15 protein-coding genes are annotated in these 18,347 nt (G+C 41.7%); 2 read left to right on the top strand and 13 right to left on the bottom strand.

Translation table 11 applies throughout. From position 1 onward, the window contains the following. The first annotated feature begins 3 nt into the window (after nt 1-3). Nucleotides 4-924: a histone deacetylase family protein gene (locus tag LY624_RS14155; RefSeq protein ID WP_130149447.1), complete on the top strand. Its 921-nt coding sequence runs from the start codon at nt 4-6 to the stop codon at nt 922-924. On the opposite strand, the gene LY624_RS14150 is transcribed toward LY624_RS14155, so the two are convergent. After that, nucleotides 921-1,214, bottom strand: coding sequence for a hypothetical protein (locus LY624_RS14150; protein WP_130149448.1), 294 nt, complete (start codon nt 1,212-1,214; stop codon nt 921-923). The two genes, LY624_RS14155 and LY624_RS14150, sit on opposite strands and share 4 nt — an antisense overlap. Before the next feature lie 78 nt (nt 1,215-1,292). Between LY624_RS14150 and LY624_RS14145 the strand changes: the two genes are divergently transcribed. Further along, a complete protein-coding gene (locus LY624_RS14145; protein WP_341803259.1) occupies nt 1,293-3,791 on the top strand; it encodes an EAL domain-containing protein in 2,499 nt (832 codons plus the stop codon). A 1-nt stretch (nt 3,792) separates the two neighbouring features. On the opposite strand, the gene LY624_RS14140 is transcribed toward LY624_RS14145, so the two are convergent. From LY624_RS14140 to rpsU, 12 genes are all read right to left on the bottom strand, one after another. After that, nucleotides 3,793-4,602 (bottom strand): DUF2797 domain-containing protein, encoded by an 810-nt coding sequence (locus tag LY624_RS14140; protein ID WP_237119970.1) that lies wholly within the window; start codon nt 4,600-4,602, stop codon nt 3,793-3,795. A 45-nt stretch (nt 4,603-4,647) separates the two neighbouring features. Continuing rightward, the gene (locus LY624_RS14135; protein WP_341803258.1) at nt 4,648-7,146 is read right to left on the bottom strand and encodes an EAL domain-containing protein; all 2,499 of its coding nucleotides are present in this window, start codon (nt 7,144-7,146) and stop codon (nt 4,648-4,650) included. Nucleotides 7,147-7,239: 93 nt separating this feature from the next. After that, a complete protein-coding gene (purD, locus tag LY624_RS14130) occupies nt 7,240-8,526 on the bottom strand; it encodes a phosphoribosylamine--glycine ligase (RefSeq protein WP_341803257.1) in 1,287 nt (428 codons plus the stop codon). A gap of 16 nt (nt 8,527-8,542) precedes the next feature. Further along, nucleotides 8,543-9,361, bottom strand: coding sequence for a class I SAM-dependent methyltransferase (locus LY624_RS14125; protein WP_130149453.1), 819 nt, complete (start codon nt 9,359-9,361; stop codon nt 8,543-8,545). A 96-nt stretch (nt 9,362-9,457) separates the two neighbouring features. After that, a complete protein-coding gene (gene purH, locus LY624_RS14120; protein WP_130149454.1) occupies nt 9,458-11,044 on the bottom strand; it encodes a bifunctional phosphoribosylaminoimidazolecarboxamide formyltransferase/IMP cyclohydrolase in 1,587 nt (528 codons plus the stop codon). Nucleotides 11,045-11,272: 228 nt separating this feature from the next. After that, nucleotides 11,273-11,563, bottom strand: coding sequence for a DNA-binding transcriptional regulator Fis (gene fis / locus LY624_RS14115; protein WP_002957804.1), 291 nt, complete (start codon nt 11,561-11,563; stop codon nt 11,273-11,275). Between the two features lie 21 nt (nt 11,564-11,584). Next, nucleotides 11,585-12,556: a tRNA dihydrouridine synthase DusB gene (gene dusB / locus LY624_RS14110; protein ID WP_062568691.1), complete on the bottom strand. Its 972-nt coding sequence runs from the start codon at nt 12,554-12,556 to the stop codon at nt 11,585-11,587. A gap of 271 nt (nt 12,557-12,827) precedes the next feature. Continuing rightward, on the bottom strand, nt 12,828-13,709 hold the full coding sequence (gene prmA, locus LY624_RS14105) for a 50S ribosomal protein L11 methyltransferase (protein ID WP_237119966.1): 882 nt from the start codon (nt 13,707-13,709) through the stop codon (nt 12,828-12,830). Nucleotides 13,710-13,774: 65 nt separating this feature from the next. Then, nucleotides 13,775-15,634 (bottom strand): RNA polymerase sigma factor RpoD, encoded by a 1,860-nt coding sequence (rpoD, locus tag LY624_RS14100; protein ID WP_130149456.1) that lies wholly within the window; start codon nt 15,632-15,634, stop codon nt 13,775-13,777. Between the two features lie 119 nt (nt 15,635-15,753). After that, on the bottom strand, nt 15,754-17,505 hold the full coding sequence (gene dnaG, locus LY624_RS14095; RefSeq protein ID WP_341804412.1) for a DNA primase: 1,752 nt from the start codon (nt 17,503-17,505) through the stop codon (nt 15,754-15,756). 135 nt (nt 17,506-17,640) lie between these two features. Continuing rightward, nucleotides 17,641-18,087 (bottom strand): GatB/YqeY domain-containing protein, encoded by a 447-nt coding sequence (locus LY624_RS14090; protein WP_062568695.1) that lies wholly within the window; start codon nt 18,085-18,087, stop codon nt 17,641-17,643. 21 nt (nt 18,088-18,108) lie between these two features. After that, entirely contained in the window at nt 18,109-18,324 is a 216-nt protein-coding gene (gene rpsU, locus LY624_RS14085; protein ID WP_002957797.1) for a 30S ribosomal protein S21, read from the bottom strand. Between the last annotated feature and the right edge of the window lie 23 nt (nt 18,325-18,347).

Raw genomic sequence — 18,347 nt, 5'->3', positions numbered from 1 at the left:
GCAATGAGAACGGCCGTTATCTCTCATCCATTTTGTCGAAAACATAAAATGATTGAAGATCACCCTGAATGTCCTGCGCGTTTAGATATGATCACTGACCGCTTACTGGCAAGCGGTGTTGATATTGCAGTCACTCATTTACAAGCTCCAAAAGCCACACGTGAAGATTTTTTACGTGCCCACGATGAGTCTTTGGTGCGTCACGTAGAGCAAACCATTCCAGAGTCAGGCCTTGCAGAACTTGATGGTGATACATGGCTGTGTCCCGACTCAATGAAAGCAATTGAACGTGCCGTTGGCGCTGGGTTATTAGCTGTTGATGAAATTCTTGCTGATAAGCTAGATGCCGCTTTTTGTTCAGTCAGGCCGCCAGGTCATCATGCAAACAGGACAACCTCTGCTGGTTTTTGTGTGTTTAATAATTTAGCAATTGCTGTGCAGTATGCCAAAAGCAAAGGGGTGAAACGCATTGCCATTGTTGATTTTGATGTTCACCACGGAAACGGCACACAAGACATCTTTTTAGACGATGACAATGTACTGTTTTGCTCTTTGTTTCAGCATCCATTCTATCCTAATACAGCAGTTGAAAATAATGCGACTTTGGTTAATTCACCGCTGCCTATCGCCAGCGATGGGACTGATTTAAAAGCGGTTTATTATGAGCAGTGGTTACCTAAACTAACTGAATTTAACCCCGAGTTATTGTTTATTAGTGCGGGGTTTGATGCACATTTAGAAGATGACATGGCAAGTTTGAAATTTGTTGAAGATGACTACGCTTGGCTTACATCTCAATTAGCAGAGCTATGCCAGCAACAAGGCTGCAAAGGAATTGTGTCATTTTTAGAAGGTGGGTATGCCTTGTCAGCACTAGGGCGCAGTGCTGTGGCTCATATTAAAGCGCTGGTGGATACAGCTTAATTATCTAGCATCACAAAAGCTTGTTCTGGTGTTAATTGAGTTACTTTACTCAAGCAGCAGATACCCTCTTGCGCAAGTTGTTGCGTCACTCGTTTTGCCAGTTCTGTGCTTGTGATTGGTGTCACGTCGTTGTTATATAAATCAAAGTACCTTCCAGCTTTATTCAATAATAAAAGCCCGTTTCTTTGCTCCTTAGTTAAACCATACAGAAAATCATTTAAGTCGCTCTCACCTTCAAGGTGCGCTATTTCCTGCTTACTAAAAATGATTAAAGGAAATGAAAATTGCATTTATTGTCCTGTATCAAAGCCCGAAAGATTGAAATGATTATAATTGCTAATTCCTGTAAGAACTAGGTAAGTCTACTTATGAATCAACCAAGACGGCATCAAAAGGTCGGGGATGTTATTTCGCAAAAGCTGGTATCGTGCCCTGCACATACCCCTTTGGTTGATGCTGTGCGGTTGATGCATGTTCATAGTGTGACTGCTATTTTTGTTAAACATGATCAATCCATTGTTGGTATATGGACTGAAGCGGACTGCCTACATGTTGATATTACAAGCTCTGAATTTAAAAATGTACCTATTCATGAAGTTATGTCAGCACCGGTGGTGTCCGTGCCTAGTCAGTGTTTACTGAGCGATGCGACACTGCGCTTTCAACAGCATGGTATTCGACACTTATTAGTTATGAATAGCGAGAAACAGCCTGTTGGTATGTTGAGCTTGTCGGATATTGTGCACAATCAAGGGCTTGATCACTACCTACAATTTCGTCCTATTCATGAACAATATCGCACTGAATTAGACATTGTTGATGCAAATTTGCCAATAGAAAGCGTAGTAGAAATTATGCGCACGAGCCGCCTAGAAAGTGTGCTTGTTTATAATCCAGCCTTGGATATTCATGGCATTATCACACAGCGAGATATTGTTGGGCTAATTATTCAAACCGAATGGCTTAACCCTTGTTGGCAATACGCAAGTTATCCATTGATAGAGATAGATAGCGACAGTAGTTTGTTTGATGCATATCGTCTTATGTCTGAACATAATGTTCGCCATTTAGCGGTCAGAGAGACTGATATTTGTGGGGTCATTTCGTTTGCTGATTTAATCACAGAAATAGAGTCAGCGTATTGCTGTGAACTTGAACGAGCGATTGAGCAGCGCGATATTGCCTTACAAAAGTCGCAACGAAATTTATTTTTAGCGAATAAAATTATTGATGCATCATTGGATGGCATCATGCTAACTCGTAAAGATGGCACGATTATTCAAGTTAACCCTGCATTTACTCGACTCACAGGGTTTGAAGAACATGAAGTGATTGGCAAGCGACCAAGCATTTTAAGCTCCTCCTCACACAGCCGTTCATTTTATCAAAAAATGTGGCATGCCATAGAGTATGAAGGGGTTTGGCAAGGAGAAATTTGCAACCGTAAAAAAAGCGGTGAAGAGTTTGTTGAATGGCTGACGATTATTCAAATTAAAGATCCTAATGTTGATGAAGTACTCTATGCGGCTATTTTTAGTGATATAACCGAGCGTAAGCGAGCGGAAGAAAAAATCTCACAATTGGCGTATTACGATGAACTTACAGGCTTGCCAAATAGGCGGTTATTTCACGATAGGTTGTCAATTGCGTTAAGTGCAGCAAAGCGTAATCAAGATTTATTAGCCGTTATGTTTGTTGACTTAGACCGTTTTAAAGAGGTGAATGACAGCCTAGGTCATGATGCAGGTGACAATCTTTTACAGCAAATTGCAGAGCGCATTTCATCTGTACTACCTGAGGGGGATACCCTAGCTCGTTTAGGTGGAGATGAGTTTGTACTTTTATGCGAAGTTGAGAGGATTGAAGCATTACTTGGATTTGCAGAGCAGGTCTTGCAACAAGTCAGTATGCCTTTGTTAATTAATGAGCAGGTGGTGGCGATAACCGCTTCCATTGGAGCCGCAGTGTTTCCAGATGATGGTATTGATAGTGCTACCTTGCTTAAACATGCTGATATTGCAATGTATCGGGCAAAAGAGGTGGGGCGAAACTCATTTCAATTATTTAAGCCGGCCATGAATGCGCGCTCTCTTGAGCGGCTTGCGATGATGAGCCGTTTGCAAACGGCCATAGAAAACGATGAGTTTGAACTGTACTATCAGCCGAAGCAACACCTTGAAAGTGGCCGAATATGTGGCGTGGAAGCCTTACTGCGTTGGCAGGAGCCAAGCTTAGGTGTTATCTCCCCAGCTAAATTCATTCCATTGGCAGAAGAACTTGGCTTAATTGTAAAGCTGGATATGTGGGTTATAGAACAAGCCTGTAAAGAGTTAGCGATATGGCAGCGAAATGATATTGAAGCAGGACGTTTAGCGATTAATATTTCAGCCAATCATTTACGGCAAGGGCAATTGGCTTCTAATGTTGAACGCTTATTGAGAGAGTATGAGGTGGACCCATGCAAACTTGAAGTCGAACTCACTGAGAGCTGCTTCATAAGTCATTTTAGTGAAGCTAAACAAGAGTTGCTGGCACTTAAAAAGTTGGGCGTACATATTACACTTGACGACTTTGGGACAGGCTATTCAGCATTGAGTTATCTAACCAAGCTGCCTATCGATACACTTAAAATTGACGCCAGCTTTATTGCTAAAGTCCCTGATGAATATGGTAATAGTGAGATTGTTTCGGCGATTGTGACATTGGCTAAAAGCTTGAATATACACGTTGTTGCAGAAGGTGTTGAGAAAGTGGAGCAGTTAAACTACTTACAAGCGCTTAACTGCGACACGATTCAAGGCTATTATTTCTGCCGCCCCATTACGAAGCAGCAGTGGTATGACTTTTATCTTAATACTCAAAAATAGTTTAGCTTAGGGTGATTTCATAAGAAGTAAACTTTCGAATATTAATGACGCCAGTGTCAAAAATTAAGTATTGGCCCTTAATACCTTTTAAAACACCTGAGACCTCTGGAGCCTTATCAAAATTGAATGAGCTGATCTTGGTTGGATATTCGTCGACAGGGTAATCAAGAGTCACAACGTCCTCATCTAGTTTTTCGATGGCTGTTGCACCAAATAACTCGGCAAGTTCATCTAACTTTTCTTCTATTTGTGGCAGTAACTCTGTGGCAGCAGCCTTTAGGTCGAGCACGTCAGATTGCCCTTTTAGCATATTACGCCAATTGGTTTTATCAGCAATAAACTTGGCTAACGCTACTTCAACTAAACCTGATTGCAAACGAGTCTGTACTTTAAAAATAGGTAGTGCTTGAGTTGCCCCTTGGTCAATCCAGCGGGTCGGGATTTGTGTATGACGGGTAATACCCACTTTCAAGCCAGAAGTATTTGCTAAATACACATAGTGCGGGATCATGCAGTTTTCTTCGCCCCACTGTGGCTCACGACACGTGCCTTGGTCATAGTGACAAGTTTCGGGTTTCATAATACACATATCGCAGCTTGCTAGTTTGCGCATACAGACAAAACAGTGTCCTTGTGAGTAACTTTTTTTGGTTTTCTTGCCACAGTTACAACAAAAGATATTACCGGTGTACGTGAGTGTGAGTGTTTTTCCTATATAGTCGTTTAAAGGTACTAGTTCATCACCAACAGGTAGTTGATATTGTACAGGTGTACTGTGAGTCGACTTGAGTTTACGCAATGTACCTTGCATCTTTACTTGGCCCCTAAAGATGTAAAAGGGGTAGTGTAACACGCTCTATTTCGATTGTGTGTCGATAAGCTCAAGATATTCATCAACTGCCAAGGCTTTGCTGTAAAAGTAGCCTTGGCCATGATCAGCCCCCATTTTTATAAGAAGTTGCTCAGTTTCTTGATCTTCTATCCCCTCGACCGTGATATTCATGTCAAGGTTATGGGCCATATCAATCGCTGTTTTTACGATCACTTGGTGAGTATCGTTATTGGTTAAATCGAGAATAAACGATTTATCTACTTTAATTGTGCTAAACGAGTAATTAACTAAGTAATTAAGGGAAGAGTAGCCAGTGCCAAAGTCATCTAAAATCACTTGGCTCCCTAATTTATTTAACTCATTAACAAAGCGTATCATATCCTTGTGGTTTTTTATCAGTGCATATTCAGTTAGTTCAAATTTTAACTGATTGGCAAAAATACCTCGTTTTAGAATGGTATTTTCAATTTTTTCAACCAGTTTAGGAATGGCTAAGTTTTTGGCACTTAAGTTAACACTAATCGTATGTTCTTTATGTCCGTGCTGATTGAGCTTTGCTATAGTTTGACATGCTTTTTCAATTACCCATAAGCTCAATTCATTGATAAGTCCCGTTCGTTCAGCAAGCTGGATTAGTTGTTCGATATTTAAATTTTGATGAGCACTTGGCCAGCGTAGTAGGGCTTCAGCTCCTGCAATTTTGCCCGTGCGTAAATCAATGATTGGTTGTAAATATATCGCTAATTGCTCATTACGAATAGCGTGCTGTAATGATGCAGCCAAGCTTAAATCCATATCAACATAGGCAGAGTCGAGAGTTTTAATCGCCTGTTTTTGAGAAATTGCGAGAAATCCCCGTTGTAACCAAGAGTCAAAGCCATCATTTTCAATGGGTTCGGTAACGCTGAATCGGTAATAAAGCTGCAAATCGAGGCCTGCAATTTTATATTGCTTTGGCAGTTGTTTAGCAATATTACTTAACTCATCGTATAAGTCGCTTTTGGGCTGTATTTTGGTTGATATAAAGGCCAGCATACCATTGCCTAGATCAGCTATTTTAGGGCTATTATCCAGTGCATATTCAAGGTTAATAAACTGTCTATGCTTGGCTAAGTGGTTTTCTAACGAAAGAGCAACCGTTGTGATAATTTTACTACTTTGGCTCGGGTTTAAGATGCTAAGTAATGCATTGAATTGCTCAATCTTAATTAAACACAAATGTGCGCTGCGTTTTTCATTTATTAAACTCATGTACCCTTGCTTGAGCATGGCTTGGTTTAATAGTTTTGTTTGTTGAGTATGAGTTGCGTGATACAGCGCTTTTTCGCGTTGATAACGCACTCTGTCAGCCAGTGCCATTGCCATTAAAACAATCTCACAAAGTATGGCTATTAAGAACAAGTGACGAGTTGTAAAACTGTAAGGAATAAAGCCAGTTAATTCCAGTGGCTGTACAGCAGCACCAATAATAAGCGGTATCCATGACATGACATAAAACTTCGCCCATCTGAAACCACTAATTAGTTTCTTATAAATCATGGTAATACATAAAATATAAAGAATGACCATCATGGCAAAAAAGATCTTCGAGGAGTTATACTCCAGCATAAAAAAGCTCATTAAGCCTAAGCTGAAAAGAACAGCCAAGAAGCTAAGGCTCAGCTTATATAGTCGGCAATTATCTTTGTGATAGCGCAAAAACATGGTGCAAAATGCAACGGTAAAAAAGGCAATAGCGTAATTACTAAACACTATTTTTTCGTTAAAAAATAATTGCCAAGACAGTGGCCAAAGGTAAAAGCCAAACCCAAGCACAGAGCCCATCAACAAGAGGGCAGAAATAATGTAGCCAATATAAATGAGATAAACACGATCACGGATACCCAAAAAAAGTACAAGGTTGTAAAGAGCAGCCATAATCAGCACGCCAATAAATATTCCCCAAATACCAGCTTGTGAACGCAATAAGTCTTGAAACTCTTTTTTACCGTAAATATTGATGGGTGTTTTGCTGATCCCGACAGTATCTACTTTTATGACCAAAGAGACTTTTTCACTGCCCTTTAATGTTAAAGGGGTGTGTGGTGTACTGTACTGAAATAAAGAAAGCTCACTGACCTTATCACCTAGTTCAATCGTGCTAGTAAGTTGTTGCTGTTCATTGAGTTGATACACAGTGAGGTAGTCAACCATAGGGTTATCAAAATGAATAAACAAATCAATCGGGTTCGGCTGCCTGTTTTCTAAATCGAGCTTTAACCAGTAATCTTTTGCGGCTAAATCCCACTCAATGTGCTTAAAAGGCTTTTTTTCAAGTTTGCTCGGTTCACTTAAAAACTGTGAAAGAGTAAGCGACTTAGTCTCATCAATGTAGTAAGAATTTTGAGAGTAAACAGGGGCTGTTTTGTCAATGGTGTAACGAGTTGGGCTCGCCAAGTGAGACGATAAAGTGCAGATAATAAAAAATAAGATCGCAAGAATAAAAAATGACAAAAAATGATATTTTAGCGTTTTACTATTCAAAATGACTTCTTAGCTTAGTTTGGCTCCTCAATAGTGTAGCATTAAAAAAGCACAGATAAACTGCGCTTTTTCTTAGATTTAACTGGTTTGACCTTACGCTTTTTCGCGCGCTATTGCGCGATAAGCGATGTCAGTGCGGTATTCCATACCTTCCCAGCTAATATCATCAACAAGCTTATAGGCACGTTGTTGTGCTTCAGTGACTGTATTGCCAAGTGCTGTTGCACACAATACTCGACCGCCAGCCGTAACTACATGCTCGCCATCTTGCTTGGTGCCCGCGTGGAATACTTTTTCACCTTCAGGGTAGGTTACTTGTAAGCCATTGATCGCATCACCTTTCGGGTAGCTGCCTGGGTAGCCTTTTGCAGCTAAAACAACACCAACTGCTGCACGAGGGTCAAATTCAATATCTGTTTTATCAAGCTCTTCACGGTTAGCCGCTTCAATTAGCTCAACAAGATCTGATTTAAGACGAAGCATCATAGGTTGCGTTTCAGGGTCACCAAAACGACAATTGTACTCAATAACCTTTGGTGTTCCATCCGCAGCAATCATAAGGCCTGCATACAAGAAACCTGTGTAAGGGTGGCCTTCTTTTGCCATTCCCTCAACGGTAGGGTTAATCACTTCATTCATGATACGTTGGTGAATTTCATCAGTCACAACTGGCGCAGGTGAGTACGCACCCATACCACCAGTATTTGGACCTTTATCGCCATTGTAAGCACGTTTGTGATCTTGGCTTGTTGCAAATGGCAGTACGTTTTTGCCATCGACCATGACAATAAAAGACGCTTCTTCACCTTCTAAGAACTCTTCGATAACCACACGGCTGCCTGCCTCACCAAAGCTGTTGCCAGCAAGCATATCGCGAATAGCTTCTTCAGCTTCAAGCTCTGTCATGGCGACAATAACACCTTTACCCGCAGCTAAACCGTCAGCCTTAACAACAATCGGTGCACCTTTTTCCTTGAGGTATTCAAGGGCAGGATCGATTTGCTCAAAGGTTTGGTAATCAGCAGTCGGGATCTTATGGCGAGCCAAGAAGTCTTTGGTGAACGATTTAGAGCCTTCTAATTGGGCCGCACCAGCTGTAGGGCCGAAAATAGCTAAACCGTGTTCACGGAATGTATCAACAACACCCAGTACCAGTGGTACTTCAGGACCAACAATGGTTAGTTCAACGTTGTTTTCTTTAGCGAAAGCTAAAAGACCTTCAAGCTCTTCAACATTGATTGCAACGTTCTCAAGTTTTGGCTCAAGAGCCGTGCCTGCGTTACCAGGAGCAACGAAAACGGTGTTTACTTTACTGTTTTGGGCAGCCTTAAACGCAAGTGCGTGTTCGCGGCCACCACTGCCGATGACAAGTACATTCATGGCGAAATAATCCTATTTAAAGCGGTTTTTTAAACTTCAGCGTCATGCGGTCACTTTCACCAATCGCTTTATACTTCGCGGCATCTTTTTCGCCTAAACGAAGGCTTGGTGGGAGTGTCCACACCCCTTTAGGGTGATCAGCTGTATCAAGTGAGTTTGCATTAATGTCACTGCTTGCTACGAGTTCAAAGCCAGCTTGTTTGGCAATATCAATTACATAGCTTTGCTTCATATAACCTGATGATTTCTGATCTTCATCGCTGCGCTGTTCTGGTAAACGGTGTTCAACAACACCAAGTGTACCGCCTGGCTTTAGGGCTTTATAAAATGATTTGAATGCGCTTAGTGCGCCTTCTTTATCTTTGCCCATGTACCAGTTGTGAACATTTCTGAAGGTTAAAACCATATCAGCGCTGCCAGCAGGAGCGATATCAAGATGCGTGCTCGGTGCAAATTCTGTGAGTTTTACTTCACTGAAGCGTGCATCTCCTGCAATTTTCTTTTTAAACCCTGCGAGTGAACGCTGGTAGTAACCTACTGAGGAATCAGCTGGGAAATGTGCTGCATAATAAGTCCCTTTACCTTTTAATGCTGGAGCTAAAATCTCAGTATACCAGCCACCGCCAGGCGCAATCTCAACGACAGTCATTGATGGCTCAAAACCAAAAAAGTTAAGCGTTTCGACTGGGTGACGATATTCATCACGGGCACTGTTATCACTACGCTCAGCTGCACTGACTGCTTTAGTGAGTGCTGAGTTTAGGTCTTGGCTAAGAGCATGTGCAGAAGCAAGAGTAAGGCTTGCAACAAGTATAGATTTTAGAGCAAATTTCATCGTCTGTTCCTTCATTAATTAAGCAATTAGTAATCAGAATACGTGAATTTGTAGCAAACAAAAAGGGTTAAACACGCTGTTTAACCCTTTGTGTGATTAGTGGCGGAAATGGCGCATACCTGTGAATACCATTGCCATACCTGCTTCGTCAGCTGCGGCGATAACTTCTTCATCACGCATTGAACCACCAGGTTGAATAACAGCTGTGATGCCAGCGTCGCGAGCGGCATCAATACCGTCACGGAACGGGAAGAATGCATCAGATGCCATAACAGAACCTTTTACTTCTAAGTTCTCATCAGCTGCTTTGATACCTGCAATTTTCGCTGAGTAAACACGGCTCATTTGGCCTGCACCTACACCGATAGTCATGCCGTCACGTGCATAAACAATCGCGTTCGACTTAACGAATTTAGCTACTTTCCAGCAGAATAATAAGTCTTTTAACTCTTGCTCAGTTGGCTGGCGCTTAGTGACAACTTTAAGATCGCTCTGCGTTACCATGCCAAGGTCACGGTCTTGAACTAGGATTCCGCCATTTACTCGTTTGATGTCATGGCCTGTAGCATTACCTGTCCACTCGCCGCACTCTAATAAACGTACGTTTTGCTTAGCAGATACAATTTGTGCCGCCGCTTCAGATACTTTAGGTGCGATGATAACTTCAACAAATTGACGCGCAACAATCGCTTCTGCCGTGTCTGCATCTAATTCTTTGTTGAATGCAATTATGCCACCAAATGCTGATGTAGGGTCAGTTTTGAATGCGCGATCATAGGCTTCAAGAATGTTGTCACCAATTGACACACCACAAGGGTTTGCATGTTTTACAATAACACACGCTGGTACGTCGAATTCTTTTACACACTCTAATGCCGCATCAGTGTCAGCAATATTGTTGTAAGAAAGTGCTTTACCTTGCAGTTGTACCGCTGTTGCAACAGACGCTTCAGTTAAGTCGTTTTCAACATAAAAAGCGGCGTCTTGGTGTGAGTTTTCACCGTAGCGCATATCTTGCTTCTTAGTGAACTGCATGTTGATAGTACGTGGGAACTTAGTATCGATAGCAGCTTCTTCTGTGTAGTCAGGAACCATCTTGCCGAAGTAGTTTGCAATCATGCCATCGTACTGAGCTGTGTGCTCGTAAGCCGCGATTGCTAGGTCAAAACGTGTTTTATACGTTGTTGAACCGTTGTTGCTTTGCATTTCGCTGATTACACGGTCGTAATCTTTTGCATTGACGACAATAGTCACGTCTTTATGGTTTTTCGCCGCTGCGCGAACCATCGTTGGACCACCGATATCAATGTTTTCAATCGCATCTTCTAGGCTGCAGTCTTCTTTCGCAACAGTGTTTGCGAAGGGGTATAAGTTAACTACAACGATATCGATAGCAGAGATGTTATTCTCGCTCATTACGTCTTCATCTTGACCGCGACGTGCTAAGATGCCGCCGTGAATTTTTGGATGAAGTGTTTTTACGCGACCATCCATGATCTCAGGGTGACCAGTATGGTCAGATACTTCAGTGACTTTGATGCCGTTATCAGCAAGTAATTTGCAAGTACCGCCCGTTGATAAAATATCCACGCCTTGTGCTTCAAGAGCGCGAGCAAATTCAACGATACCGGTTTTATCTGACACACTTAATAGTGCGCGACGAATTGGACGATGTGTATCCATTGTAGTTTTGATTACCTCAATGTTTGAGCTAGCTTAGAAAGGCGGTATTTTAACTGAATATGGCTCAAAAGACGATGTTTAAAGGATGAGGATTTTGCATAGTTTTCGTCGTTATAAAAAAAGCACCCTAAGGTGCTTTTTTCAATAACTTATTACCAGTTACTATGAAGCTGTAAGCAATTATAACGATAGCTCGTTAGAGTGATTACAGATTCAATATAACGGGTATTAGTTCATGCCGTATTTTTTAAGCTTCTTACGTAAAGTACCACGGTTGATACCTAGTAAGATTGCTGCACGAGTTTGGTTACCACGCGTATACGTCATTACTTCTTCAAGTAATGGTGCTTCTAGCTCAGAAAGAACAAGGTCGTATACGTCTTGTACGTCTTGACCATTAAGTTGCTTTAAGTAGTGATGAACCGCTTTTTTCACTGCATCACGCAACGGCTGTGGTTTCTCGTGTGACTGTACATGAGGGTTTGTGATAAATGGAGAAGTCACGTTTTGTTCGAACATCGTTATATGTCTCTTTCTTTCTTAGTTAGCTGCTAGTGTTTTAAAGTATTCTTCTAATGCGTCGATTTGTGCCTGTGGGTTATCTAACGCATTAAATACTCGCCTAAACTGACCGTCACTGTCATGGGTTTGCAAATACCAAGATACATGCTTTCGAGCGATACGCGCTCCCATTGGCTCCCCGTAAAACTGATGAAGATTGTCTAAATGCTCCATCAAAATGCTTCGCACCTCTGCAATTTCAGGTGCTGGCAAATGTTCTCCAGTTCGCAAATAGTGGTCTATCTCCCTAAAAATCCAAGGGCGACCTTGGGCGGCTCGACCAATCATAATGGCATCTGCACCCGTATAATCTAAAACCTGTTTTGCTTTTTCTGGTGATGTAATATCACCATTGGCGACAACAGGTATAGATACTGAACGTTTAATATCCCTAATTGTGGCGTACTCCGCTTCACCTTTATACATACATGCGCGCGTGCGTCCATGTACAGCCAGTGAAGCAATGCCATAGCGTTCAGCTATGCTCGCAATCTCGACACCATTACGGTTATCCTGATCCCATCCAGTTCGGATTTTCAGTGTTACTGGGACATCGACTGCATTAACAACCGCATCGAGTATCTCTTCTACTAATTCAGGAAACTGTAATAAGGCAGAGCCTGCGAGTTTCTTATTCACTTTTTTAGCAGGGCACCCCATATTAATATCTATGATTTGTGCACCATTGCTGACATTGAATTGTGCTGCCTGTGCCATAAGCTCAGGATCGGCTCCGGCAATTTGCACCGAGCGAATACCCGATTCTCCGCTGTGATCCATACGGTTCATCGACTTTTCGGTTTTCCACACTTTCGGGTTCGACGAGAGCATTTCAGATACAGCAAGCCCGGCACCTAAGCGTCGGCAAAGTTGTCGAAATGGTCTGTCTGTAATGCCTGCCATAGGCGCGACAATTACATTGTTCTCAAGTTGGTATGAACCGATACGCACTGTTATTCAATAGGCCTCTTTTCAAGGGGCGCTAAGTTTACGGTTTTTTTTCCAAAAATCAAAGGCTATAAATTGAACAAAAGTGACTTTTTTTTGCCCTTTTTGTATTGACTTTTGATAACAGTTTGACGAGCGGGTCGATTTGTTTGTTATTTAAACAAAAAAAATTTAGCCGTTTTAAAATGGTAAAATTTACGCATGTAAAAATAAGGTAAAGCCTGTTAAATAGTGGCTTTACCTTGCGTGTTATGGATTAAAAGTATTATCTGTTTTATGCCTTTTTTGTGCCGCTCACGCGTGTCCATTCACCTTCAATGGCGATATCATCAAGGGCTAAAAATGGGGCATAAACGTCGGCAACAGATTGAGCTTGCTCTTCTAAAATACCTGACATGGCAATTTTACCATTGGGTTTCAACAATCCTAAAATGACCTCATGAAGCTCTCTTAATGGTTGCGCAAGAATGTTTGCAACGACGATATCAGCGCTAAATTCAGGCTGATCTTCTGGCAAGTAGACTTCAAGTTTGTCGGCCACGCCATTACGCTCTGCATTATCGCGGCTTGCTTCAATGGCTTGTGGGTCAATATCGATACCGATCATACGCTCAGCACCTAGTTTTATGGCCGCTATGCCTAAAATACCCGAGCCGCAACCAAAGTCGACCACAGTTTTACCTGTTAGATCTTGGCTTTCCAGCCACTTCAAACATAGTGCAGTCGTTGCGTGTGTACCTGTACCAAATGCAAGGCCTGGGTCAAGTAATACGTTAACAGCGCTAGGATCAGGAATATCTCGCCAACTCGGACAGATCCATAAGCGCTCACCAAATTGAATCGGGTGGAAGTTGTCCATCCACTCACGTTCCCAGTCTTTGTCTTCAAGTTGTTCGATTTTATATACAAGCTTGTCAGCGAGTGTCGCTTCAGCTTTTAATGTCGACACTACACTGTCCATATCATGGTTAGCGTCATACAGGCCAATCACTGTAGTATCAGCCCATAGTTGAACGGTCCCCAGTTTTGGTTCGTAAATCGGGGTGTCTTTTGCATCGACATAAGTCACTGATGCACTACCTGTGTCCATCAGTAAATCACTGATCATGTCAGCATTATCAGCGTTTGCATTAATTCGAATTTGGATCCAAGCCATGATAATCTCTCGAATAGAAAAAAGGCCGCAACAGCGGCCTTTTAGTTATTAATAGTGCAGTGTAATTACTTAGCGTCTAAGAAGCTTTTCAGTAAGTCTGAGCGAGAAGGGTGACGTAATTTACGTAACGCTTTCGCTTCGATTTGACGAATACGTTCACGTGTTACGTCAAATTGTTTACCTACTTCTTCTAATGTATGGTCTGTGTTCATATCGATACCAAAACGCATACGAAGTACTTTCGCTTCACGCGCTGTTAAGCCAGCTAATACGTCATTGGTTGCACCACGTAGCGATTCCATCGTTGCAGAATCAATTGGCGAATCAATGGTCGTATCTTCAATGAAGTCACCTAAGTGCGAATCTTCATCATCACCGATTGGCGTTTCCATTGAAATAGGCTCTTTCGCGATTTTCAATACCTTACGAATTTTATCTTCAGGCATTAACATACGCTCAGCTAATTCTTCTGGATTAGGTTCGCGGCCCATTTCTTGTAACATTTGACGAGAAATACGATTCAGCTTATTAATCGTTTCTATCATGTGCACAGGAATACGGATAGTACGTGCTTGGTCAGCAATTGAACGTGTAATTGCTTGACGGATCCACCATGTTGCATAAGTTGAGAACTTATAACCACGACGATACTCGAACTTATCAACCGCCTTCATTAGACCAATATTACCTTCTTGAATAAGGTCTAAGAATTGTAGTCCACGGTTGGTATATTTTTTCGCAATCGAAATTACAAGACGTAAGTTAGCTTCTACCATTTCCTTTTTCGCACGGCGGGCTTTCGCTTCACCAATGCTCATACGGCGGTTGATGTCTTTAATACGTTCAATACTTAAACCAGTACTTTCTTCGATTGCGCTTAATTTTTGGATACAGCGAATGATCTCAGGTTTTACTTCTTCAAGCTTAACTGAGTGCTTTTCGTTAGCCGCAATTTCAAGGTCGATCCAGCTAGTATCTGTTTCATTATTAGCAAAGTGCTTAACGAACGTTTTCTTTGGAAGCTTAGCTATTTGAACCGCTTGCTTCATGATAAGACGTTCTTGAACACGCACTCTGTCCATCATTTCGCGCATGTTGTTTACCATGCGGTCAAACTGTTTTGGAACTAGCTTAAATGTTTTAAATAACTCGCCGATTTCGGTAATAGCAGCTAATGAGTCAGGATGAGAGCGACCTTTTTCTTCAAATGTATCACGCGCTTTATTATAAAGATCACGTAGATTTTCGAAGTGAATACGTGCTTCTTCAGGATCTGGTCCTGTATCAGCTTCATCATCATCACCGTCGTCATCATCATCACTGTCTTCATCATCGCTATCATCGTCTTCTTCGTCTAACTGTTCTTCGTTTAACTCAGAACCGATATGCGTTGCTGAAATTTGTGATTCGTCTTCATTATTAGGATCGAAAAAGCCTGAAATAATATCGCTTAAGCGCATTTCTTCAGCTTCAAATTTATCCCACTGCTCGAGTAGGTAAGTAATTGCTTCAGGGTATTCAGCAACTGAAATCTGAACTTGGTTGATACCTTCTTCGATACGCTTAGCGATTACAATTTCGCCTTCACGTGTAAGTAGTTCAACAGTACCCATTTCACGCATGTACATGCGGACAGGGTCAGTTGTTCGACCGATCTCTTTTTCTACAGTCGCAAGTGCAGCGGCCGCGGCTTCTGCTGCGTCTTCGTCTGTCGTTGTTTCTTGCATCATTAATTCATCGGCATCAGGTGCGTTTTCACTTACCTTGATACCCATATCATTAATCATGCTAATGATATCTTCTACCTGATCTGAGTCGATAATGTCTTGTGGAAGGTGATCATTAACTTCTGCAAAAGTTAAATAACCTTGCTCTTTACCTTTTTGAATCAGAAGCTTTAATTGTGACTGAGGAGTTGGATCCATAGAGATTTATTCTTCCACTCTGAAAGTTGATACAACAGGCGCCAGCTCGCTTTATAAGCGAAACGAAAACTAACTAGACGCAGTGAATAGCACAGTATAACAGCATAATTCAAATCTGACTAGCTGTTGCTGCCTTTTAACGCTTGTGTCAGTAAGTGACACTCAAGACGTTCTTCGCTTGTTAACCCTTGGGTCTTGTCTTTTATTAATAGGGTCTCTAGTCGATAATTTAAACACTGGTCTTCAATAAATTTAAAAGTATTTTTAAAAACAGTTTCTAAACGATCGTCATTTATTTGGTGTTGCCAAGTTGCTAATTTCACAAGGGCATCATACTGCGCACTATCACGAAATGACTCAAGAATTTGTGCAGTTGTAATTCCTTGTCGCTCTAGTGCTAAGTGTTGGATATGTAAAAAAAGTTCAATACCAGCAATTTTCATTTCTGCCAATTCTGGCATATAAGCAATGCTGGTCGCTAAGTGTGGATGTTGCAATAAAATACCAATAGCTTGGCGCATTGGCGTGATCTTAAATTTACGTTCAATTGCATGTTGCTGCTTTGGTGATTTTACGCGGTTATTTAACTGTTCTCGCGTTCGACCAATTAAGCGGCCAAGGTGTTCTAAAATATTCTCTTGGTAAAAATCACTGGGGATTTTTTCAATCAGTGGCAGGGCATCACTCAGTAATTTTGCTTTACCCGCATCTTGGGTTAGGTCAACCTCTTGGCTGAGCTTATTAAAGAGCACTTTACTAAAATCATCCGCGTCGTTTAATCGTGCTTCAAAAGCGTCTTTGCCTTCTTTTTGTACCAGCGAGTCTGGATCTTCACCGTCAGGTAAAAATACAAATTGTAATGACTTTCCATCGGCAAGATAAGGAAGTGCATTCTCAAGGGCACGCCAAGCAGCATCGCGACCTGCACGGTCACCGTCGTAGCAGCAAATCACTTTATCTGTGGTTCTAAATAAAGTGTGCATATGTTCTGCGGTGGTTGCTGTACCAAGGGCTGCAACGGCATATTCGATACCTTGCTCAGCTAAAGCAACCACGTCCATATAACCTTCGACAATTAAAATATGGTCCAGTTTTTTATGAGCTTGCTTAGCTTCGTACAAGCCATAAAGTTCAAAACCTTTATGGAAAATACGCGTTTCCGGCGAGTTCAGGTATTTAGGTCCTTGATCCGCCTGCATAACACGGCCACCAAACGCGATTACTCGACCGCGTTTGTCGCGAATAGGGAACATGAGTCGGTCACGGAAGAAGTCAAATTGGCGACCTGGTGACTTTTCAGATGCGAGTTTTAACTCTACTAGCTGTTCTTTTTGCTCTTTATTGCGACCTAGTTGCTGACACAGTGCTTCCCACTCACTCGGCGCATAGCCAATCATGAATTTTTTTGCCGTTTCGCCACTTAAACCACGACCTTTAATATAATCAATCACGGTTTTAGAATTAGCATGGTGCTTTAATTGATGCTGATAAAAGCGTGCAGCATGGAGCATTAAATCGTAATCAGAGCGCTTTTGTTCAGCGGTACGTTGCGGGCCTGAACTTGTGCCTTGCTCGCGAGGTACGTCTAAATTAAGCATACTTGCTAATTCTTCAATAGCATCAACAAATTCTAGTTTGTCATATTCCATGACAAATGAAATGGCATTACCATTGGCACCACAACCAAAGCAATGATAAAACTGTTTATCTTGGGAGACGGTAAAAGAGGGGGTTTTTTCGTTATGAAAAGGACAACAAGCTTGGTAGTCTTTTCCCGCTTTTTTTAGGCCAACTTTTGAATCAATTAACTCAACAATATCGGTACGAGCGAGTAAATCATCAATAAACTGTCGAGGGATTTTTCCGGCCATGGCTGTTGTTTTTTCCTGCACTATTTTTGCATTTAAAGTAAGATTTGAACACAAAAGGTGATTATATAAAAGCTCAAAAGCAAGAAACCGAGCACTAGGCTCGGTTTGCTTGAATCATACATCTGTATGTGGGGGTTAGGCAGTTAATCGTTGCTTGATTAAGCCAGAAATCTTACCTAAATCGGCACGACCTTCAGCTTTGCTTTTGATCACTCCCATTACCTTACCCATGTCTTGCATACCCGCTGCATTTGTATCAGCAATAGCCGAGTCAATAAGTGCTATGATTTCTTCTTCACTCAATTGTTGAGGTAAGAATTCTTCAAGAGCTTTAATCTCATTGGCTTCAATTTCAGCTAAATCTTCACGACCCGCATCAATATACTGGGTGTAAGAGTCGCGACGCTGTTTTACAAGCTTCACTAAAACAGCGGTAATACCGTCGTCGTCTAGCGTGATTTGCTCGTCAATTTCACGTTGCTTGATAGCAGCAAGTACCATGCGGATAGGCTTAAGACGTTCTTTGTCTTTTGCCTTCATCGCATCTTTTTGCGCATCTTTTAGCGTCAATAAAAGGCTCATTTATACAAGACCAAATACTGATTAGTATAATTTAACGCGACGTGCGTTATCGCGAGAAAGCTTCTTCATGTGACGCTTTACTGCAGCAGCTTTTTTACGCTTACGCTCAGCTGTTGGTTTTTCATAGTGCTCGCGACGACGAACTTCTGAAAGGATACCTGCTTTTTCACATGAACGCTTGAAGCGACGAAGTGCTACGTCAAACGGTTCGTTCTCTCTTACTTTAATTACTGGCATTAAAAATTCACCTACCTAAATAA

Origin of the sequence: Pseudoalteromonas sp. N1230-9, from assembly GCF_032716425.1 — a bacterium.
GTDB lineage: Bacteria > Pseudomonadota > Gammaproteobacteria > Enterobacterales > Alteromonadaceae > Pseudoalteromonas.
This window is presented reverse-complemented; position numbering and strand designations above follow the sequence as displayed.

Bases quoted from the DNA above. Each gene is read 5' to 3' on its own strand.
- LY624_RS14155 (WP_130149447.1), top strand. From the start codon at position 4: ATGAGAACGGCCGTTATCTCTCATCCATTTTGTCGAAAACATAAAATG.
- LY624_RS14150 (WP_130149448.1), bottom strand. From the start codon at position 1,214: ATGCAATTTTCATTTCCTTTAATCATTTTTAGTAAGCAGGAAATAGCG.
- LY624_RS14145 (WP_341803259.1), top strand. From the start codon at position 1,293: ATGAATCAACCAAGACGGCATCAAAAGGTCGGGGATGTTATTTCGCAA.
- LY624_RS14140 (WP_237119970.1), bottom strand. From the start codon at position 4,602: ATGCAAGGTACATTGCGTAAACTCAAGTCGACTCACAGTACACCTGTA.
- purD (WP_341803257.1), bottom strand. From the start codon at position 8,526: ATGAATGTACTTGTCATCGGCAGTGGTGGCCGCGAACACGCACTTGCG.
- LY624_RS14125 (WP_130149453.1), bottom strand. From the start codon at position 9,361: ATGAAATTTGCTCTAAAATCTATACTTGTTGCAAGCCTTACTCTTGCT.
- purH (WP_130149454.1), bottom strand. From the start codon at position 11,044: ATGGATACACATCGTCCAATTCGTCGCGCACTATTAAGTGTGTCAGAT.
- fis (WP_002957804.1), bottom strand. From the start codon at position 11,563: ATGTTCGAACAAAACGTGACTTCTCCATTTATCACAAACCCTCATGTA.
- prmA (WP_237119966.1), bottom strand. From the start codon at position 13,709: ATGGCTTGGATCCAAATTCGAATTAATGCAAACGCTGATAATGCTGAC.
- rpoD (WP_130149456.1), bottom strand. From the start codon at position 15,634: ATGGATCCAACTCCTCAGTCACAATTAAAGCTTCTGATTCAAAAAGGT.
- dnaG (WP_341804412.1), bottom strand. From the start codon at position 17,505: ATGGCCGGAAAAATCCCTCGACAGTTTATTGATGATTTACTCGCTCGT.
- LY624_RS14090 (WP_062568695.1), bottom strand. From the start codon at position 18,087: ATGAGCCTTTTATTGACGCTAAAAGATGCGCAAAAAGATGCGATGAAG.
- rpsU (WP_002957797.1), bottom strand. From the start codon at position 18,324: ATGCCAGTAATTAAAGTAAGAGAGAACGAACCGTTTGACGTAGCACTT.